The sequence below is a fragment of the Marinomonas sp. HM11-D genome, from assembly GCF_057626615.1.
In genome coordinates, this window is record NZ_JBMMKT010000018.1 from 25,208 (window position 1) to 42,074 (window position 16,867).

Here is a 16,867-nt window from a genome sequence, read left to right on the forward strand (position 1 = left end):
TGAAGCGAGCAAGCGAAGAATGTCTCTAAAAGGGTGCAAATGCGGCGAAAATCTCGCATAATCTGACCCCATATCTGGTACAAAAACTGCATCGACACATTCAACTCGGTGCAAAACCCGCGTTACGACCTCCACAAGAGGTTGGCGTTATTAATCTGCGCTCCACCAAAAGTGAGCGTATTGCTGATGGGATCACATTATGAAACTCACACACCAATGGCTTTCTATTCTAGAAGGCTGCATGCTCGTGGCGCTTGGCCTACACCTTTTAAACTCGGTTGGACTTTTGATTAGCGGTACCGCAGGTATCGGTATGATTTTGTTGAAAATGACCAGCTTAACCTTCGGTCAGTTGTTTTTTGTTTTGAACTTGCCGTTTTATATTTTGGCGTGGCGTGCCTTGGGTAAAGAGTTTGCCCTGCGTACCTTTGCTGCGGTCAGTATCCTCTCAATATTGTCTGAAATATTTCGCCAGACTATCCATATCGATATTCATCCGATTGCTTCGGCCATTCTAGGTGGCATGTTGGTGGGCTTTGGACTAATTATTCTATTTCGTCATAATGCTTCACTAGGTGGTTTGAATATCTTGGCGGTATATTTGGAACGTCGTTTCAATATTCATGCGAGCAAAACCACCTTAATCGCGGATTTAGGAGTGCTGACAGCGGCCGTGCTAGTGTTGGATGCATGGAGCTTGTTGTACTCTTTATTGGCCTTTTTACTTTTGAGCTCAGTGGTTGGCCGTTATCATCGCCCTCCCAAATGGGCACAAAACAGTGAGACTAAACACGCTTAATGAATCCTAATACCGTTGTAATTGAAGCGTTTGACTTCAAAGGAATGAATGTTCGAGAACTTCTTAATGTGTTTCATCGAAGTGTTCATGCGATCCCTGATGCCATCTACTCATCGGAGCAAAAGTTAGCCTGGGCACCAGATTGTCTGGATGCCTCGGGTTGGAAAGCACGTCTGGAACAGCATCTGGTTTGGATTGCCCGAGACGAGAAAAACAAGGAGTGCTTGGGTTTTATCGAATTGGATAATCTCGGTGATATCGAGTGTTTGTACGTTTGCCCGCGAGCTCAGCGACAAGGCATTGCAAAACAATTGCTGGTTACGGCATTTGAGGAGTTATCGTTGCACTTTCCAGATAAAACCGAATGGCAGGTGCAGGCATCGGATGCTGCCTATGAATTTTTCCTTAAGCTAGGTTTTATGCCGACACAACGTAATCAAGTGGAGCGTTATGGCGTGTTGCTTGAAAACACCAGCATGGCAAAATCGATTGTCAGCGCTAAACTGATTGAGAGTTAAGCAACAGGGGAAAGCGATGGATTGTCTAGAATTAAAAGTGCCGCCGGCATTGTCCTTTGTGATCGTGGGATTGCTGATGTGGGGCAGTGCGGCGTGTTTTCCTGCTTGGCAGATTGGCTGGTTCTTATGCTTATTAGGCTGGGTGGTATTTTTCGTTGGCGCTGTCTGTTGTGTGTTGGGCCTAGTGGAATTTATTGCTCATAAAACCACCCCCGATCCTCGTGATCCCCACCAATCCAGCACCTTGGTGTGCCGTGGCATTTACGCCTATTCACGCAATCCTATGTATTTGGGTTTTGTGCTATTGCTGGCCAGTCTAATGTTGTGGCTTGGTTCGCCGTTATTGGTGTTTTACATCATGGCGTTTGTTTGGTTTTTGACGCGCTATCAAATTGAGCCCGAGGAGCGCATCCTGCGCTACCGCTTCGGGCAAGCCTACCAAGACTATCTTCACCGTGTGCCACGCTGGTTCTAGGCGTTACTCGCCACAAAGGACAGCGCCACACCATTGATACAGTGGCGCAAGCCTGTGGGCGCTGGACCATCATCAAAGACATGCCCCAAATGGCTTCCACAGCGGCGGCAATGCACTTCGGTACGGGTGACAAACCAGCTGCGATCCTCTTTGGTGGCAACGGCATTGGGTAAACTGTCATAAAAACTCGGCCAACCAGTACCGCTGTCGTACTTGGTTTTCGAGTCATACAGAGCCAGATCACAGCCTTTGCAATGGAAAATACCTTCACGTTTCTCGTGATTGAGTGGGCTGGAATGGGCGCGTTCGGTGGCTTCTTCACGCATTACTTGGTATTCAAAATCACTCAGTAGGGCTCGCCACTCGGCCTCGGTACGGGTGATTTCAAAGTTCGCCTCACTGACAGAGGCGGCAATCGCGCTTAAGCCGCGGCTCATCAACAGCAGTGCGAGACTACCTTGGATAAAACTTCTACGTTTCATGATCTTGCTCCTCATCAAGGACAATGATGTTGTCTCTATCGTTAAAATTAGACGAAGATGCAATCAGTTTCTTACAACAAGTGTATTAAGTAGTGGCACAAAACCTCGAAGTCGCTTAGCATCAGCGACTGCGAAGAAGGGCTCGCTTAAGAACCTTGGTTAAATTTTGTTTAGGACAATTGAAAATGCCAAAAGCCAGTGAAATTAAACGTAACACCGCCGTTGAATACGATGGTAAAACTTATATTGTGCGTGATATCGAGCGTTCGGTTCCGCAAGGCCGTGCCGGTGGTAGCTTGTACCGTATGCGTATGTACGATGTAGTCACTGGACGTAAAGTCGATGAGACTTTCAAAGATTCTGAAATGTTGAATCTTGCTGATTTGCTACGTCGTCCAGTAACGTTTTCTTACTTGGACGGTGAAGAATATGTCTTCATGGACCAAGAAGATTACACACCTTTCAACCTACACAAAGATGCGATCGCTGAAGAAGTAGAATTCTTCACGGAAGATACAACGGGCATCCAAGTAGTGTTGGTAAGCGGTGCGCCAGTCGCGATTGAACTACCTCAAGTAGTTGAGCTAACGGTTGTTGAAACAGACCCATCTATCAAGGGTGCATCAGCAACGTCTCGTACTAAGCCTGCAGTACTATCAACAGGTGCAACGATCCAAGTACCGGAGTACATCGCTACGGGCGAGCGTATCCGTGTTAACGTGGAAGAGCGTAAATTCGGCGGTCGTGCGGAAAAATAAGCAACACGCTTATTGTCTGCCTGACAGTGAAAAGGGCTGTGAATGTGAATTCACAGCCCTTTTATTTATATATTCTGCCCCGCCCTAAATAAGGTTGTCACTTTTCAATACTATAGTGTTCAGGTCAAACTTGGGCCGAGGTTTTATGGTGCTTCCAATACAGCTCTTCTGCTTTTTCAGGTGGCAACATGTTTCTGTTTTGGTGTGGTTTTATTAGGTAGAAATTGCCGAATATACAATCTGATATTGCATACTTAGTTTCTATAAAAGTCCGATAACCTAATTCCTGCATTCGCTCTGTTTTTAAGTCTCTAAAGAATCGTTCCATTGTCCCATCAGTTTCGTTGGCGACTAATGCTTTGCTTAATCTGATTGAATCGACCAGACTTCATTATGCCACTGAAAAGTGCCTAAGTTATTTAATTTCATGCGGCTAAAAGTCAAAGAGTTTGATATAAATAACTATGACTTAAATGCCAAATATCCTCCGAGATGACGGACATTATTAACTTCTACGTATTGAAATAAGAGGAATCAATGAACGACAGGCCCTCCTTTGCCTTGTATTTTGCTAATGATGCCTACTCAACTGCTAACAAAATGATGGGGCGCCAAGCTGCGGGTAAAGCTTTAATTCGTGGAATAGCCCGTAAGTGGTCAAATTCTATTCTAAGAGGGGTTGTATCGACGCAGAAAGCTGCTAAAGAAATGGTACAACAGCTTCAACAAGAAGGTTTTGTGGGACAGGTTGCTTGCAGTATTTTACCTGAATGGTGTGCAGCAAGGGAAATGGGGAGTATTTATTACCCAGCCCCACTTGTTAAGAATCTAGCTGCAGCTCGTAACCAAATTTCTCCAAGTGCATTCAGTTTCATAGGGGTGACTCACACTCTTTCTTCATCTTCTGTTACAGACTTTATTTCCGATTTAATTCTACCTCCTTTTCAACCGTGGGATGCTTTGATTTGTACTTCTAAGGCCGCTCATGGTTTAGTCAGTGATTTACATTCTGAAATGCAAGCATATTTGCATGATACAACGGGAGCTAGTCGGTTTGTTGACGTTGTAAAACCCGTTATACCTCTAGGCATTAATGTACCTGAGTTAAAAAGAAAATCTGGTGACCGTCACCAGTCTAGAAGATCCTTTAATATTTCTGATGATGAAGTAGCTTTTCTTTTTGCCGGGCGATTATCTTTTACCGCTAAAGCTAATCCGGCTGTACTTTATCAAGCGTTGGAAAAGGTCGCTCAGTCTACTAAAAAACCTTTGGTATGTATTGAGGCTGGAACTTTCCCTGCGGACCATTATCGAGAGGCCTTCATTAATGCTCGAAATACTTTGGCTCCTTCCGTTCGCTTTATATATGTAAATGGTGAGGGAAACACTAACTATCAAGCAGCTTGGCAAGCAGCAGATATTTTTACATCTCTGTCTGATAACATCCAAGAAACATTTGGTCTCACTCCTGTCGAAGCAATGGCTGCAGGCTTGCCTGTTGTAGTATCTGATTGGAGTGGATATAAAGATACTGTACGTGATGGGATTGATGGCTTTAGAATACCAACAATTTCGGCACCTCATGGAACGGGTCACGAGTCTGTCGCTAGATATGTTTTGGGCAGGGATAACTATGATCGTTATATTGGCGAAACAAGCCTAGCTACTGTCGTTGAACCTCAAGCCTTAGCTCAAGCGTTTGAGTGTTTAGTACTTGATTCTGAATTGCGCTTGAAAATGGGTGATATGGGGCAGAAGCATGCGGAGTCTTTTGATTGGCCCATCATTCTGGAGCGTTACTCTGAGTTGTCTGATCATCTTAATGAAGTGAGGGCTCAGCATGCTAAAGCTCCCCCGGTATCATGGCCGCCGCATACTGATCCTTTTAAGCGTTTTGCTCATTTTTCCAGTGAAAAATTGAATAGATTTTGGCCAGTAAGGGCTAAAAAAGATTCAATCTTACGGCTACATGACCTTTCATCTCTTGTGGCTGTTAACTTTGCCTTCAATGAAAATGGTTTTTCAGAAGTAGTACTTTTGCAGATCTTGCAATACTTGAATCGGAAAGGAGAAGTAAGTGTGGAGTCTTTATTAGTTCAAATGGGGCTTTCTAATCCTCTAGGAGTTCAAGCTATTATGTGGCTTTGGAAATTTGATTTGATCGAAATTAATATTCGAAAACATTCACTTTAAGGAATGTTTAGAGAATTTTTTGCCTCAAGAATTATATTGAAGTAATTTAAAGCGGAAGTATAAATTCAAATAACCTTAAAAAGATTAAACAATTACTTAATTAGTATCTGTGAAAGTTAAGGCTCTTCCTAAGTTTAGCCAAGAGCCTGAGGAGCCTGTATTGAGCTCAGAATATACGAGATGTGAGCTTCTGTTGTACTAGTGTTGTCAGCATCTATCACTGCAATATTTTCACTGCTTTGATCTAATATATTCAGTCTCTCGTTAAAGGCATTTATGTAGCTTCTCCAGTACTCTGTGCTAGTAGACTGTTGCGAATAATGTGGATGGTTAGCCAGTTCTGAAGCAACTTTTTCTGGGGAAGACTTAACAATCACCCATGTTGCGTTGGGATAGGCACGTGCTAGTAATGGCCATAGGAGTGCTAGACGAAAGTCCTTCAATGCCCATAGATTACCTTTTCGATAGCCTTGCTCATTTAAGGCTCGCTCTATTTGAAAGTGAAGCCAAGGAAATGGCGGCAATTGCTCCGCTGAAGGTGGGAATAGAGTGCCGTCTATATTTGCATTCAGCCGTTTAAGGATATTAAAAAGCAGGCGGTGGCGAATTAAAGAATTATCTAAAGATTCAATCGGGTCTTTGTATGTATTATTGTCTATATTTTTTTCATGCCATACCCCCTGTCTGATAAACTGTTCCATTACTTGGGTTAGTGCTGAGGATGGTAAACCTGTTATAAAAACAGGTCGCTCTGAGAGATCTAGTTCCGCTGGGTAATCTTCGATATCCCTTGATTGCCATGCAGTGAGGGCTGATTGGCTCCATATATCTACATGAGAGTATGTGAGTGCTTCTTTGGCGATTGTTGTAGCACTAGGGTAGACGGATTTAGCATCCGCGTTACTTCCCCATAGCCAATGTGCAGAGCTATGCATGATAGCTAAAAACGGAATATTTGCGCAGCCAGCAAGGTGCCAGTTAGCACCCGCCACAGAGATGACCCCAGCTAGCTCTCTAACTAAATCGAATGAGACCAATGTGTCATCCGTTAAATCGACTAAAGGGATTTGAATATTAGAGTACTTACTTAAAAACTCTCGTTCTTGTTCCGTCACATCATACTGCAGCACAATATAATCATGTTCTTTAGGAAGAAACTCGATAAAAAACTGCAAAGGAATATGGCGCTCCTCTCGACGGTTCTGACCGGAACCACCTCGCCAACAGATGCCAAATTTAGGTTTTGAATGTCGAGTTTTAAGTGGTGTGTCTAATGCCACTTTGGACTCAAATGTTCTCTTTTCGAGCCAACTTCGCTTTAAAAAATCAAGCGCTAAAATGGCATGCTGACCGTCGAATTCTGAAAGTTTGAGTCGGCTGTAGTAATTTGCTTCGGGGAACAAGTGATTAACCAGACGTCGGTATTTTGGCATACCACAGAAGTTTGAATTTTTGTGTAAGCCAGAGTTCTTTATATGTAGAAGACTGATCAATACCTCCCCCATTCCTTGCTCTAGAATAATATTATTTGGGTCTTCCTCTGGGTTCTGAGTTAAATAGTGATATTGAAGTGGCTCCATCAGGCTTTTGGGAGTGTTAATGGCCCGGTAGCGTTCTTGATAGAAGTGAAAACCGAATTTAAATTTTCCTTTCGCTAAGCAATGTAAGCCTAAAGTGTAGCGAAAATCAGCTAATATACTCTCATTATAATCATAGGCATGTCGCAGACGCCTAGCAGTAGCAAAGTCTTTCTGACGTAGACAGAGGCGGTAGCGCATTGTTGGATGGATGCTGAAATCGAGTGTACGGTTAAGCCGCATGGCTCGATTAATATCGCCAACCTCATACACAGCGCAAGACAGCGTATAGTAGTAGTATTTTCGACGGTGTTTCTCTTCAAGATCCCTTTCATTTATTGGTTGCAATTGAGACCAGAGTTGGGAGATTCTCCCTTCTCGAAATAGTGCTTCTAACCTTTTGAAGTTATCCTCTATTTGCTTTTGATCTGGAGCCGTCATAATTCAGGAGCCTTCTTTGAGCTGTTGAGCAGCTTGACCCATAACTGACTCAATAAGCTCTAAAGCAGTTTTTGGATGGGCCAGTTTAAAGCCGTGGGCAGCTTGTAGAAGGTTCATTCTCAATCCGTTATAGCGTCTGGTGTGCTTAGACATTCCTTGTAGAAAATGAGTATTAGAAGGATTGTAGACGACATCAAAAGCAATTTTTAATGGGGCAAGATCTAGCTGGTTTAGTTGTGTGATTGGACTGAGCTTATCGTAATCAGGAGTGGATCCCAGCACGGTTGCGTTGATAAGTACTGTTGTATGTCTTAATTCTCTTAGATTAGATGTAGGAGCAATCAACTCAACGCCCAACCAATGTGCAAGTTGTTGTGCGTTTTCATCATCATATGATCGAGAGACTACATATGCTTTAGAAACGGTGTCCTTGATGGCGTTTATGATGGCTTTAGACACTCCGCCAAAGCCAAGAACTACAACTTTATCCGTAACATTTAGTCCTGCCTCATCCAATACTTGTTTTGCAGCAAGACCATCAGTATTTGCCCCGCAAAGCTGCCCTTTTTTATTTCGAAATAAAGCGTTAACAGCAAAAATACCTTTGGCACTATTGTCTAAATATTCAATCGGTAGCCAATGGGCTACAGCTTGTTTGTGAGGCACGGCAACAGCGCCCCCAGTATACAGACTGTTTTTGTTTAACCACTCTAATAACAGAGGGAGCTTTTCGGAGCTAACATCTAATGGCAACATCCGAGAATCAATATTTTGAGCCTCATATACTGCATTCCATAACAATGGAGAGCGAGCTCCTTTGGATGGCGCTGCACCGATAATGGCTGAGAACTCACCATTTGGCAGTTCTAACTCATTATCAATATAAGGGATTTTTGAACTCATTTGACACGTCGTCCCACTGCGTTGGCTACTAAATTCATATCAGCCATTAATTCTCCAAATGCATCAAAATTAATTGGTTGTAGAGGATCAACAGCAGCGTTTTCTGGATCAGGGTGAACTTCCAGCATAACACCATCCGCCCCTGCTGCAATGGAGGCGAGTGCCATGGGCTTGACCCATTTACGCCAAAATGTTGCATGGCTAGGGTCTGTAACTACAGGAAGGTGAGTTACCTCTTGAGCAGCGGGTACGACTTGTAGGTCTAAAAGAAAGCGTGAAGAGCTACGGTGAGTATGAGGTGCGCTCACGCCACGCTCACATAGAATCACCTGTTCATTCCCCTCTATCAGAATGTATTCCGCGGCGCCTAGCCAATCTCTTAAGGAGCAACCAAAATGGCGTTTAAGCATGATTGGCTTCCCTGTTTTAGCTACGCGTGTAAGCAAAGGATAGTTTTGCATATTACGAGCGCCAATCTGGATAATATCAGCGACATCGGCAACAGCATCGACAAAACGCTCTTCCATCACTTCTGTGATAATAGGTATGCCTACCTCATCCCTGGCTTTCTTAAGCCATGCCAGTCCATTTTCTCGTGTTTCAGTGTATTTCTCTGAGCGATAAGGAAAGCTAAGGGGCTTAAATGCTCCACCACGCAGGAAGTGGGCACCATGCTTTTTAACGGCCGTTGCTGTTTTGATGATGAGTTCTTCGGACTCGACCATATTTGGGCCAGCAAATATAGGGATAAGGTCACCACCAAACTCGACGCCCTGTACCTCAAAACGAGATCGATGTTCCGGATGTTTTTTAGCTGCAAGGGGGAACTTGCTGACCATATCCTCCATAGAAATATCTTTTCCTGGGGCTTTGTTTTCAATCGACATAAGGGAACTCCGAGAACAACTTTAGAAATAGTTACGAGTAAGATGCGCTAATGCATCACTATAATTGTTGTTTTAAACTTTTATTTAATGGCGGCCTAGTTTAGAGGATCGGGGGGCATCCTCAAGCTTGACCCAGGCATTTTTTTCAATACTGGCGTATAAAGCATGGACTAAGTTCAACGTCTTTAATGCCGAAGGAATTGACACACTGGGTGTGGTTTTCTGTTTAAAGCTGGCGACCAATTCGCGGAAATACGTTGAGTGACTTAGACCATAGCCAGTGGGTACATCAACACTAAAATGCTCGGCAACAGTGTCGTCGTGTGGTTGTTGGTCAACAAACTCCCAATGCTCGATTTTGTTAAGAGCAATGCCTCCGACTTGAATTTTACCACCTTCTCCCACCAAGGACAGTGCCGCTTCGAAATCCTTTGGACGTGCTGCGGTTGTGGCTTCGATTGTACCTAGAGCTCCATTCTTAAATCGTAGTATGGCTGTTAGAGTATCTTCAGCTTCCAGTTTATTAAGCCTATTTGCCGAGGTAGCACAGACACTATCAATGGGCCCACATAACCATTGTAAAGCATCAATATGATGAATCGCCTGCTGGTTTATTACACCTCCATCCAGGGCCCAAGTGCCGTGCCAACCGTCTTCATAATAGTCTTGATAACGACACCACTGTAGCCGAATGTTCGCTGTCACCAGCTTTTTTAAACGTCCTGCTTTTATCGCGTTTTTAGTGGCTTGTAGCGCCGGATTTAGACGATTTTGAAACACCGTTGCACAGAAAAGAGATTGCTTAACTGCAATGGATTCCAGCTTGAGGGCCTCATCTGGTGTCATTGTTACTGGCTTTTCACAGACAACGTTTACACCGTGATTTAAAATCATTAGCGCGTGCTCAAAATGGTAGCCTGAAGGTGTTAAAACAAACACCACATCAAGTTCACCGAAATTTAGCATGTCTTCAATATTCGTAAAGCTCGAACAATTGAATGACAGTGCCATTGATTCGCTTTTTTGCGGGTTGCTGTCACACACTGCAACAACATGGAATTCTTCAACTGGGTCCAGCTCAAGTAACATTTTACAATAGTGTTCTGCCACTCTACCGCAACCGAGCAATGCAACCCTCATAGATGTTTTATCTGCCATATACTTCTCAAATGGATTAAAACCGACGTTGTTAGGTAATTATGAAAGCAGAACGTTCACTTTAGTAGTTGTAAGCAGTATTCGAGATCTTGCTGTGAACGAACTTCAATACTTGAGAGGGGGTTTTGGACAGGGTGTAATCCCATATTTTTCCCAAATAAAATACCGTTTCTTAGCAATGCTGGGCGCACAATACATCCAAGCCCAGTTAGGCCAATATGTGCTCTTTCTTGGCTGAGGTCTCTAGGTATAAAGTCTGGAGTACTGATTTGCTTAATTTCACGTTCATTATCTAGCCAGATAGGGCGGCTTTCCACTTTCGTTGCTAGAACCGTATCGAGATCATTATCTAGAGCTTGTAAAACCATATCATCAATCATGCCTAACTCACGGAATGGGTAAGTCTCTTCAACGATTACAATTAAATCAAAGATACCCAGAGTCTTTTCCATTTCTTCTAAACTAAATTTGAGTACCTGGAGAAGGTCGACGTAATCTTCTGATAGGCGAGGAGGCCTAATAAAGGGAGTGCTTGCTCCAGCTTGACGGGCTAGGGCGGCAGTATCTTCATTATCAGTGGAGACGATTATTTCAGTGACGGTATTGCATGAATCAAGATAATTAATCGTTCTTGTAAGAAGGCTAGTGTCACTGTATTGAAGAGACTTTCCGCGAACCGGAATAAGTGCTGCAACTCGAACATTATTTTTAGTAATGTTTGTAAGGTCTACATGAGGGCCGTGCAAGCTTTCCATGATATGGACAATCTTATTTGCTCGCTCGAGATTCCGGTCTTGATGAATGCCGTGATAATGGTAAACACTCGCAGTTGGCTCATAGGCAATTTTTAGCCCTGCATTGATGACTTCAACACCCCATACGCGATCTTCAATATTGGTAACATGTTCATCGAACGGGAAACGCTGCCACATCTCACGTCGCAATGCGCTGTTAGCGTTATGAAAGAAGGAGTCCTTGATTTGTATCTTGGGGTCTAAGCCAAAGGTAATCGCTAAGTCACGTTTGTCGGTCGCGGGGGTAAATGATAGAGGCTCTTGGCGGCCATATACGCCCGCAATGCTTATATCATCCAAAGGACTAATAAGGTTCGTTAGCCAGTGTTCATCGACGGGTATGCAATGGGCGGAAAGAATAACAAAAATCTCACCCTGGCTCTTGCGAATACCGTCATTAATGGCTTTTCCAGGAAGAAACTCATTAATGCTCACTAACTTGATGTCATACTGTTCTGCTTTACTGACAGTACGATCGGTCGATGCATTATCAACGAGTATAACTTCGTAATTAGAGTAGGTTTGCTTGGCAATTGCATTCAAACAAAGGCCTATCCAGCGCTCTTCATTTTTGCTTCGAACAATAATAGACACTAAAGGTTTCTTGGATAATAGAGTATTCATCAAAAGCCTTCAGTAAATATTGTGGCGCGATCAGGGTGATTCTTTGATAAGTATTCGATAGCTTTTTCTGCTAAAAAAAGATCAAATTCTGTATGGATATCTATCGATGTTTCAGGAAGGTTGTTGGGGATTAGGTGAACATTATCTCCGATTCTTCGTCCATCTCGCCATAACTGAGCTCGAGAAGCACAAGCTTGTCCTGTATCCTCACGATAAATTTTCTCTCTAATCTGACGTGAAGAGTATTCTCGCATCCAGGGAAGTACTCTCTCCCATTCAGCATTTTGATTCTTGTGCCAATAATTCTTCGTTGTTTGTTGGACGGCAAAAGCACTTTCTAATTCAGGGTTACTTTTTAAAGCATTAACGGCTTCGGTGATCCAATTAGGTTGGCGAAAAATGTCTGTTGCAGTGAGGAATACGGCAATATCAAATGTCTCGTTAGAATACTCTTCATATTCTAATAGCGCTTGTTGGAGTGTAGCTTCTGTGGTGGTTAAGTCTTCTGCAAACTGAGCCGGGCGTAAGAACGGAACCTCTGCGCCCGCAGCACGAGCGCAGTCAGCGATGGCTGGGTCATCAGTGCTGACAAAAACTCTATCGATTACTTCTGAAGCCAAAGCCGCCTTAACAGGCCAGCTAATAAGAGGTTGTCCTGCTAACAATCTAACGTTTTTGTGTGGTAGCCCTTTTGACCCTCCTCGCGCAGGGATGATGCAAATCGTTTTCATTGAAAATCCAAACAAGTATTAAATAGTATTATGAGTTTTGTTAGCAATTGTAATAGTTCGTATTGTAGCTTATTGAGAGTCTTTTAAAATCCACTTTCTGAATCGCTACATCTGCTAGTTTGAGCGTTAAACAATAAAAAGCCCCAGCAATAGTTAGTTGCTGGGGCTTCTGGAGTGATAGCTAATAATTTTAAACCGTTATCAAATTAACTAAGACAGCAGTTCATTTATACCGATCAATTGATCGCTAAACTGAACGTACTCAACATCTACTAAGTGATCCACTTCCTTGTAAGCGTCCTTCAGGTAGGTCAGGGTCAAACTGCCATCTTCTAGCTGAGCCACTTGATAGTCAGCTAGTATATGTTGTTGTACAACAGTGTCTATGCCATCGCCACCATCAAGTAGGTCATTACCGTATGAGCCAATTAGGGTATCGTTACCTATCCCACCAAAGAGTTGGTCATCACCTAGATCGGTTGATAGGCCACTTTCATTAAGATTAGTGTCCGCCACAATTTGGATTAAGCCTTGGGAATTTTCATGTGCTCTATGTGCTTTCTCTGATTGTGCCAAGTTTAGGAATAATGTATTCCAAGAGCCTCCTGCATTAAGCTCATCCACAGCGCTCTGCACTTCATCTATGGTGGGGGCGCTGCCCCAGAAATCCGTAAATAATTCAGTTACTTGTTGGATTTGAGTGTAGTCTTCAAAGAAACTGCTTTGTTTAGCGCGCCAAGCTAGATAACCCGTTTCACCAATCTCTTCTGGTGTTAGGTTTAGCCGAGCTAGAGTTGTCATAGTACTCGCATTGGGTAGTTCATCGTAGATCGCTTGATAGGCAATGGCTAGAGTTTGTAGCATATTACTGTCTTGCGCTATAAAGCCATAGCTATCAGTGGCTTGTAAAATCAAGCCCCAGTTCTCGACATTGCTTAAGTTCTCTGCGGTTAAGAGGAGTTCTTGCACATGCATATTGCTGTCTAAAAACGAAGCTTTGCTATACCAATCCCCAATAATGCTAAAGGACTCCGTCTCTTTAAGATGTTCATCAGCTGGGGTGTAAGTAGTGACGATTTCATTCTGATCATTCAGCGTAAACAAGAGGGAGCCACGCACACTTTGACCTCCTTGCAATACATCGTCGCCAGCGCCGCCAAAGACAGTATCATCACCACTACCACCAAAGACGGTGTCATTGCCGCGGTCACCATATAAAATATCGTCTCCGCCTAGGGAGCCGACAATATCGTCGCCACCGCCGCCGTGAAGCTCATCGTCTTCAGCACCGAGTCGAATAAACTGCGCGTTATCATCTCCTTGAGAGTAGTTTTCGCCAGCACCGCCTGTGACTGTGGCTTGTCCTGCTACGAAAGAATATTCGATGTTATCCAGCTGTATCTGCGCCCCACCGGATACTTGACGGGTATCAATAACTATAGCTTCCCGTTGAGCTGTATTTGAGGTACCGGTCAACTGGACTGAGCTATTACCAGAAGAGGCTGAACCATTCAAAGTGACTGAGTTTACCCAGATGTTATTACCACTTGAGCCATTGATAAAGGTTGTAGCTGCGGCTTGTGCTGCTTGTGAGTCTTCAGTATCGGCCCCCGTATCGTTGATAAGATTAATCAGATTCGACACTTGGTTGAGGTTACTGGCGGTACTGCTTGATAATACTCGAGCCCCCAATCCTGTTGGCAGGCTTAATAAAGTGACTACATTATTAGTGTCATTGCCAACAAACTGAAACGGTATATCGGCACCTGTCGATGTATCATCCGTATCCTGACGTCCTGACGTGACTGGTGCTATGGTAACTACACCAATGGTATTGCCTTGGCTATCCTGCTCATTTTGAGTCCTGACTGTTGTACCATCGACTGTGGTTGTAGTAGTTAGCGCGGTAGGAGGCGTTGGCTCTGCGTTAACATTAAAGGTTAATGTATTGGCTGACACAGAATCATCAGTGCCATCGTTTACCGTAAAGGTCATGGTCGCATAAGCTGTGCCGGATTCCCCTGTGGTTGACGCAAACACTAAATTAGTCAGGTTTGCGACCGGAATGACTTGTCCCGCTGTCACATCGACATTGCTTAATTTCAATGTACCGTCTGTAGGAAGTGTTACCACTTTAACGCTGACTAATGAATCGCCAGAATCAACATCGCTAAAGCCAAAGTCTGATGCGGCAAAAGTATGACTGCCATTAAATACAATGGTTTGAGTACCATTGACAGCCGTTGGAGCATCCTGCACAGGCGTAATGGTAATGGCTGCCGTATCTGTTGCAGAAGAGAAAGCAGTACTAGTGCCATTAGTACTTGTATTCGCTGTGCTACCTGCGCTGCCTGTGGATTTATCCCACGCTCTGAAAGTGATATTAGCGCTACCATCGTAATTAGCATTGGGTACAAAGCGCACCAGTTGAGTACTGCCTCCGACTAAGCTTCCATCTAACAAGCGTGAGGCAGAAGATAGGTCAACGGCTTGTCCAGTGGTTGCTGAGAAGTTAAGCCAGCTTGTGCCATTATCGGTGCTGTATTGCCAAGCGCCATTGGTATTATCTACTTCGGTAACAGCAATTGCTTCTACAGCAGAACCATCTGCATCGGTTATAGAGCCATTTACAACCAATGTAGCTATATCTGTACCTATGTTGGCTGCTGTTGTAGCATCCTCAATTATGCTATTTAGAACAGGCGTTTGATTATTGTCTAGGATCGGCGCATCGTTAACAGTAGTAATGGAAATGGTGGTTCGATTCGTTCCAGTGCTATTGGATGTACCATCATTAAAGGTCCAATCTAATACCACTGAAGCATCCGGTGCGTTAGAGCTATTACTGTATGTAATTGTCTGTAAAGCTTGGTTGACTAAAGCCGTTGTCGCTGAAGCGTTAAACGTCAGCACTAGCGAACCATTAGAATTTGTTGTCACCGTGCCGATATCGATTGAGTTAATCGTGAGCGTCCCACCTTCTGTTAGGCTAGAACCGCTCAGACCAAACACATCATCAGCATCAGCACCACCATTGCGCGTAATGGTTAATGTGGCTCCATTGTAGTTCCCCGACGCACTATTCAATGCATCCAGTTCGGTATCCGCTACCGTCACATTAGCGTCGAGCACAACCGCAGTACCATTCTCAGTATAAGAAGGCGTGGCATCCAGACCAGTAAAGACAGGAGAATCATTACCCGTAATAAAAGTAATCTGAGTACTGCTGCCAAAATCCGCAACAGTAAAGCCTAGTAGCCCCGTTTTATCTTCATTAAGGGTGATGGTGTATTCAGGGGATGCAAAATCTGTAGCGTTAGTGTCTATCTCCAGTGCTGTTCCGTTGAAACGCACATTCGCACTAGTCAAGCCAGTGACCCCGTTAATTTGGAGAATATCTCCAATTTCTAGATCCATGATGCTTTCGCCAGCAGCCTGATCAGAGCTACTCATTATGAAGGTATCATTACCTGTACCACCATATAAGAAATCAGCATCCGATCCACCTCGGAGCACATCATCCCCATCTCCACCATAGAGAATATCAGCTCCGGCAAAACCACTTAATGTATCATTGTCATCGCCACCGTATAGAACGTCGTCACCAGCATCACCACTTACGGTATCGGTGCCAGCATCGCCATAAAGTGTATCGTTACCATTACCACCCCAAACCCAATCGTTGCCATCACCACCGTAGCCTAAGTCATCATCGTTGCCGGGGATAAGAGTATCGTTACCTTGCCCACCCCATAAGGTATCATTACCACTGTGTCCAGAAAGCGCATCATTACCACTTTCACCATAGAGCAGGTCGTTACCTGAATGGCCGTATAGGAAGTCATTACCATCACCGCCATACAACACATCATCGCCGTCAGTACTGCTGGCGCCGCCATAAATGGTATCGTTACCACCAAGGCCACTAACCGTATCATTACCATCTAATGCACTGATAATATCGGTCAGTGAACTCCCTGTTATATCCTCAGCGTTATTTGTGCCAGTAATAGTTGCTAGATAAACATTAGGATTATGGCTGGTATAGAATTGTAAGTTGTTATTACTATCAATCTCACCAACAGAGGTTTCCAACACCCAGTCGCTGTCTTCACCACGTCCAGTACCATTGCTAGAAGCGGCAACGTCTGCCCCCGTGATACTAGCAATTTGGTTAAGAAAATCTGAATGCTCGTCAGTGGCAATATCACACCCAAGCAATAATAGGTCGCCCGTATCAGAGAGAGAACTTCCCAGTTGACTAAGTAAGGCCTGATTATCATCTATGTTGTCAGGATCTAATCTCAACGAACCTAGACTAATGCTGTCCTTCGATCCATGGCTGGCAACTTCTATAAAAGACAGATCTTTGTAATTCGCCAGATAAGTGGCCATTTGGGCTAGGCCATTGCCTCGAGAATCCAATAAAACCACTTCGGTGGTATCACCGACCGAAGACAGCAATTCATCGTAGTTGTTAACATCATCCATGATGAACAAAATTCCTTCTAATGAAGAAGTAGCAGT

The 16,867-nt window shown here is 43.9% G+C and carries 13 protein-coding genes; 5 read left to right on the plus strand and 8 right to left on the minus strand.

Annotation, left to right across the window (positions count from 1 at the left end; genetic code table 11):
* Positions 1-199: 199 nt before the first annotated feature.
* From ACOSVP_RS17170 to ACOSVP_RS17180, 3 genes are read left to right on the plus strand one after another with little or no spacing between them, the layout of a single operon-like run.
* On the plus strand, positions 200-799 hold the full coding sequence (locus tag ACOSVP_RS17170; RefSeq protein WP_487348704.1) for a YitT family protein: 600 nt from the start codon (positions 200-202) through the stop codon (positions 797-799).
* Positions 799-1,317, plus strand: coding sequence for a GNAT family N-acetyltransferase (locus ACOSVP_RS17175; RefSeq protein ID WP_487348705.1), 519 nt, complete (start codon positions 799-801; stop codon positions 1,315-1,317). The genes ACOSVP_RS17170 and ACOSVP_RS17175 overlap by 1 nt, the downstream gene beginning before the upstream one ends.
* A gap of 16 nt (positions 1,318-1,333) precedes the next feature.
* The gene (locus ACOSVP_RS17180) at positions 1,334-1,792 is read left to right on the plus strand and encodes a methyltransferase family protein (RefSeq protein WP_487348706.1); all 459 of its coding nucleotides are present in this window, start codon (positions 1,334-1,336) and stop codon (positions 1,790-1,792) included.
* On the opposite strand, the gene msrB is transcribed toward ACOSVP_RS17180, so the two are convergent.
* Complete coding sequence (gene msrB / locus ACOSVP_RS17185; RefSeq protein WP_487348707.1) at positions 1,789-2,274, minus strand: peptide-methionine (R)-S-oxide reductase MsrB; 486 nt, start codon at positions 2,272-2,274, stop codon at positions 1,789-1,791. The two genes, ACOSVP_RS17180 and msrB, sit on opposite strands and share 4 nt — an antisense overlap.
* Before the next feature lie 185 nt (positions 2,275-2,459).
* On the opposite strand from msrB, the gene efpL reads away from it, so the two are divergent.
* Together efpL and ACOSVP_RS17195 are read left to right on the plus strand one after the other, a co-directional pair.
* A complete protein-coding gene (efpL, locus tag ACOSVP_RS17190) occupies positions 2,460-3,032 on the plus strand; it encodes an elongation factor P-like protein EfpL (protein WP_487348708.1) in 573 nt (190 codons plus the stop codon).
* A 537-nt stretch (positions 3,033-3,569) separates the two neighbouring features.
* Positions 3,570-5,225 (plus strand): glycosyltransferase family 4 protein, encoded by a 1,656-nt coding sequence (locus ACOSVP_RS17195; protein WP_487348709.1) that lies wholly within the window; start codon positions 3,570-3,572, stop codon positions 5,223-5,225.
* Between the two features lie 134 nt (positions 5,226-5,359).
* On the opposite strand, the gene ACOSVP_RS17200 is transcribed toward ACOSVP_RS17195, so the two are convergent.
* The 7 genes from ACOSVP_RS17200 to ACOSVP_RS17230 form a co-directional block, all read right to left on the minus strand.
* The gene (locus ACOSVP_RS17200; RefSeq protein ID WP_487348710.1) at positions 5,360-7,243 is read right to left on the minus strand and encodes a hypothetical protein; all 1,884 of its coding nucleotides are present in this window, start codon (positions 7,241-7,243) and stop codon (positions 5,360-5,362) included.
* A 3-nt stretch (positions 7,244-7,246) separates the two neighbouring features.
* A complete protein-coding gene (locus ACOSVP_RS17205; RefSeq protein ID WP_487348711.1) occupies positions 7,247-8,146 on the minus strand; it encodes a shikimate dehydrogenase family protein in 900 nt (299 codons plus the stop codon).
* Positions 8,143-9,033, minus strand: coding sequence for a 3-deoxy-7-phosphoheptulonate synthase (aroF, locus tag ACOSVP_RS17210; protein ID WP_487348712.1), 891 nt, complete (start codon positions 9,031-9,033; stop codon positions 8,143-8,145). The genes ACOSVP_RS17205 and aroF overlap by 4 nt, the downstream gene beginning before the upstream one ends.
* An 84-nt stretch (positions 9,034-9,117) precedes the next feature.
* Positions 9,118-10,191 (minus strand): Gfo/Idh/MocA family protein, encoded by a 1,074-nt coding sequence (locus ACOSVP_RS17215; protein WP_487348713.1) that lies wholly within the window; start codon positions 10,189-10,191, stop codon positions 9,118-9,120.
* A 56-nt stretch (positions 10,192-10,247) separates the two neighbouring features.
* Positions 10,248-11,609 carry a glycosyltransferase family 2 protein gene (locus tag ACOSVP_RS17220; protein WP_487348714.1) on the minus strand — a complete coding sequence of 454 codons (1,362 nt, stop codon included), beginning with the start codon at positions 11,607-11,609 and terminating at the stop codon, positions 10,248-10,250.
* Positions 11,609-12,340, minus strand: a complete 732-nt coding sequence (locus tag ACOSVP_RS17225) for an acylneuraminate cytidylyltransferase family protein (protein WP_487348715.1) — start codon at positions 12,338-12,340, stop codon at positions 11,609-11,611. Before ACOSVP_RS17225 ends, ACOSVP_RS17220 begins: the two co-directional genes overlap by 1 nt.
* 210 nt (positions 12,341-12,550) lie before the next feature.
* Positions 12,551-16,831, minus strand: coding sequence for a DUF4347 domain-containing protein (locus ACOSVP_RS17230; RefSeq protein ID WP_487348716.1), 4,281 nt, complete (start codon positions 16,829-16,831; stop codon positions 12,551-12,553).
* Positions 16,832-16,867 lie beyond the last annotated feature (36 nt).

Bases quoted from the DNA above. Each gene is read 5' to 3' on its own strand.
- ACOSVP_RS17170 (WP_487348704.1), top strand. From the start codon at position 200: ATGAAACTCACACACCAATGGCTTTCTATTCTAGAAGGCTGCATGCTC.
- ACOSVP_RS17175 (WP_487348705.1), top strand. From the start codon at position 799: ATGAATCCTAATACCGTTGTAATTGAAGCGTTTGACTTCAAAGGAATG.
- ACOSVP_RS17180 (WP_487348706.1), top strand. From the start codon at position 1,334: ATGGATTGTCTAGAATTAAAAGTGCCGCCGGCATTGTCCTTTGTGATC.
- msrB (WP_487348707.1), bottom strand. From the start codon at position 2,274: ATGAAACGTAGAAGTTTTATCCAAGGTAGTCTCGCACTGCTGTTGATG.
- efpL (WP_487348708.1), top strand. From the start codon at position 2,460: ATGCCAAAAGCCAGTGAAATTAAACGTAACACCGCCGTTGAATACGAT.
- ACOSVP_RS17195 (WP_487348709.1), top strand. From the start codon at position 3,570: ATGAACGACAGGCCCTCCTTTGCCTTGTATTTTGCTAATGATGCCTAC.
- ACOSVP_RS17200 (WP_487348710.1), bottom strand. From the start codon at position 7,243: ATGACGGCTCCAGATCAAAAGCAAATAGAGGATAACTTCAAAAGGTTA.
- ACOSVP_RS17205 (WP_487348711.1), bottom strand. From the start codon at position 8,146: ATGAGTTCAAAAATCCCTTATATTGATAATGAGTTAGAACTGCCAAAT.
- aroF (WP_487348712.1), bottom strand. From the start codon at position 9,033: ATGTCGATTGAAAACAAAGCCCCAGGAAAAGATATTTCTATGGAGGAT.
- ACOSVP_RS17215 (WP_487348713.1), bottom strand. From the start codon at position 10,191: ATGGCAGATAAAACATCTATGAGGGTTGCATTGCTCGGTTGCGGTAGA.
- ACOSVP_RS17220 (WP_487348714.1), bottom strand. From the start codon at position 11,609: ATGAATACTCTATTATCCAAGAAACCTTTAGTGTCTATTATTGTTCGA.
- ACOSVP_RS17225 (WP_487348715.1), bottom strand. From the start codon at position 12,340: ATGAAAACGATTTGCATCATCCCTGCGCGAGGAGGGTCAAAAGGGCTA.
- ACOSVP_RS17230 (WP_487348716.1), bottom strand. From the start codon at position 16,831: ATGGATGATGTTAACAACTACGATGAATTGCTGTCTTCGGTCGGTGAT.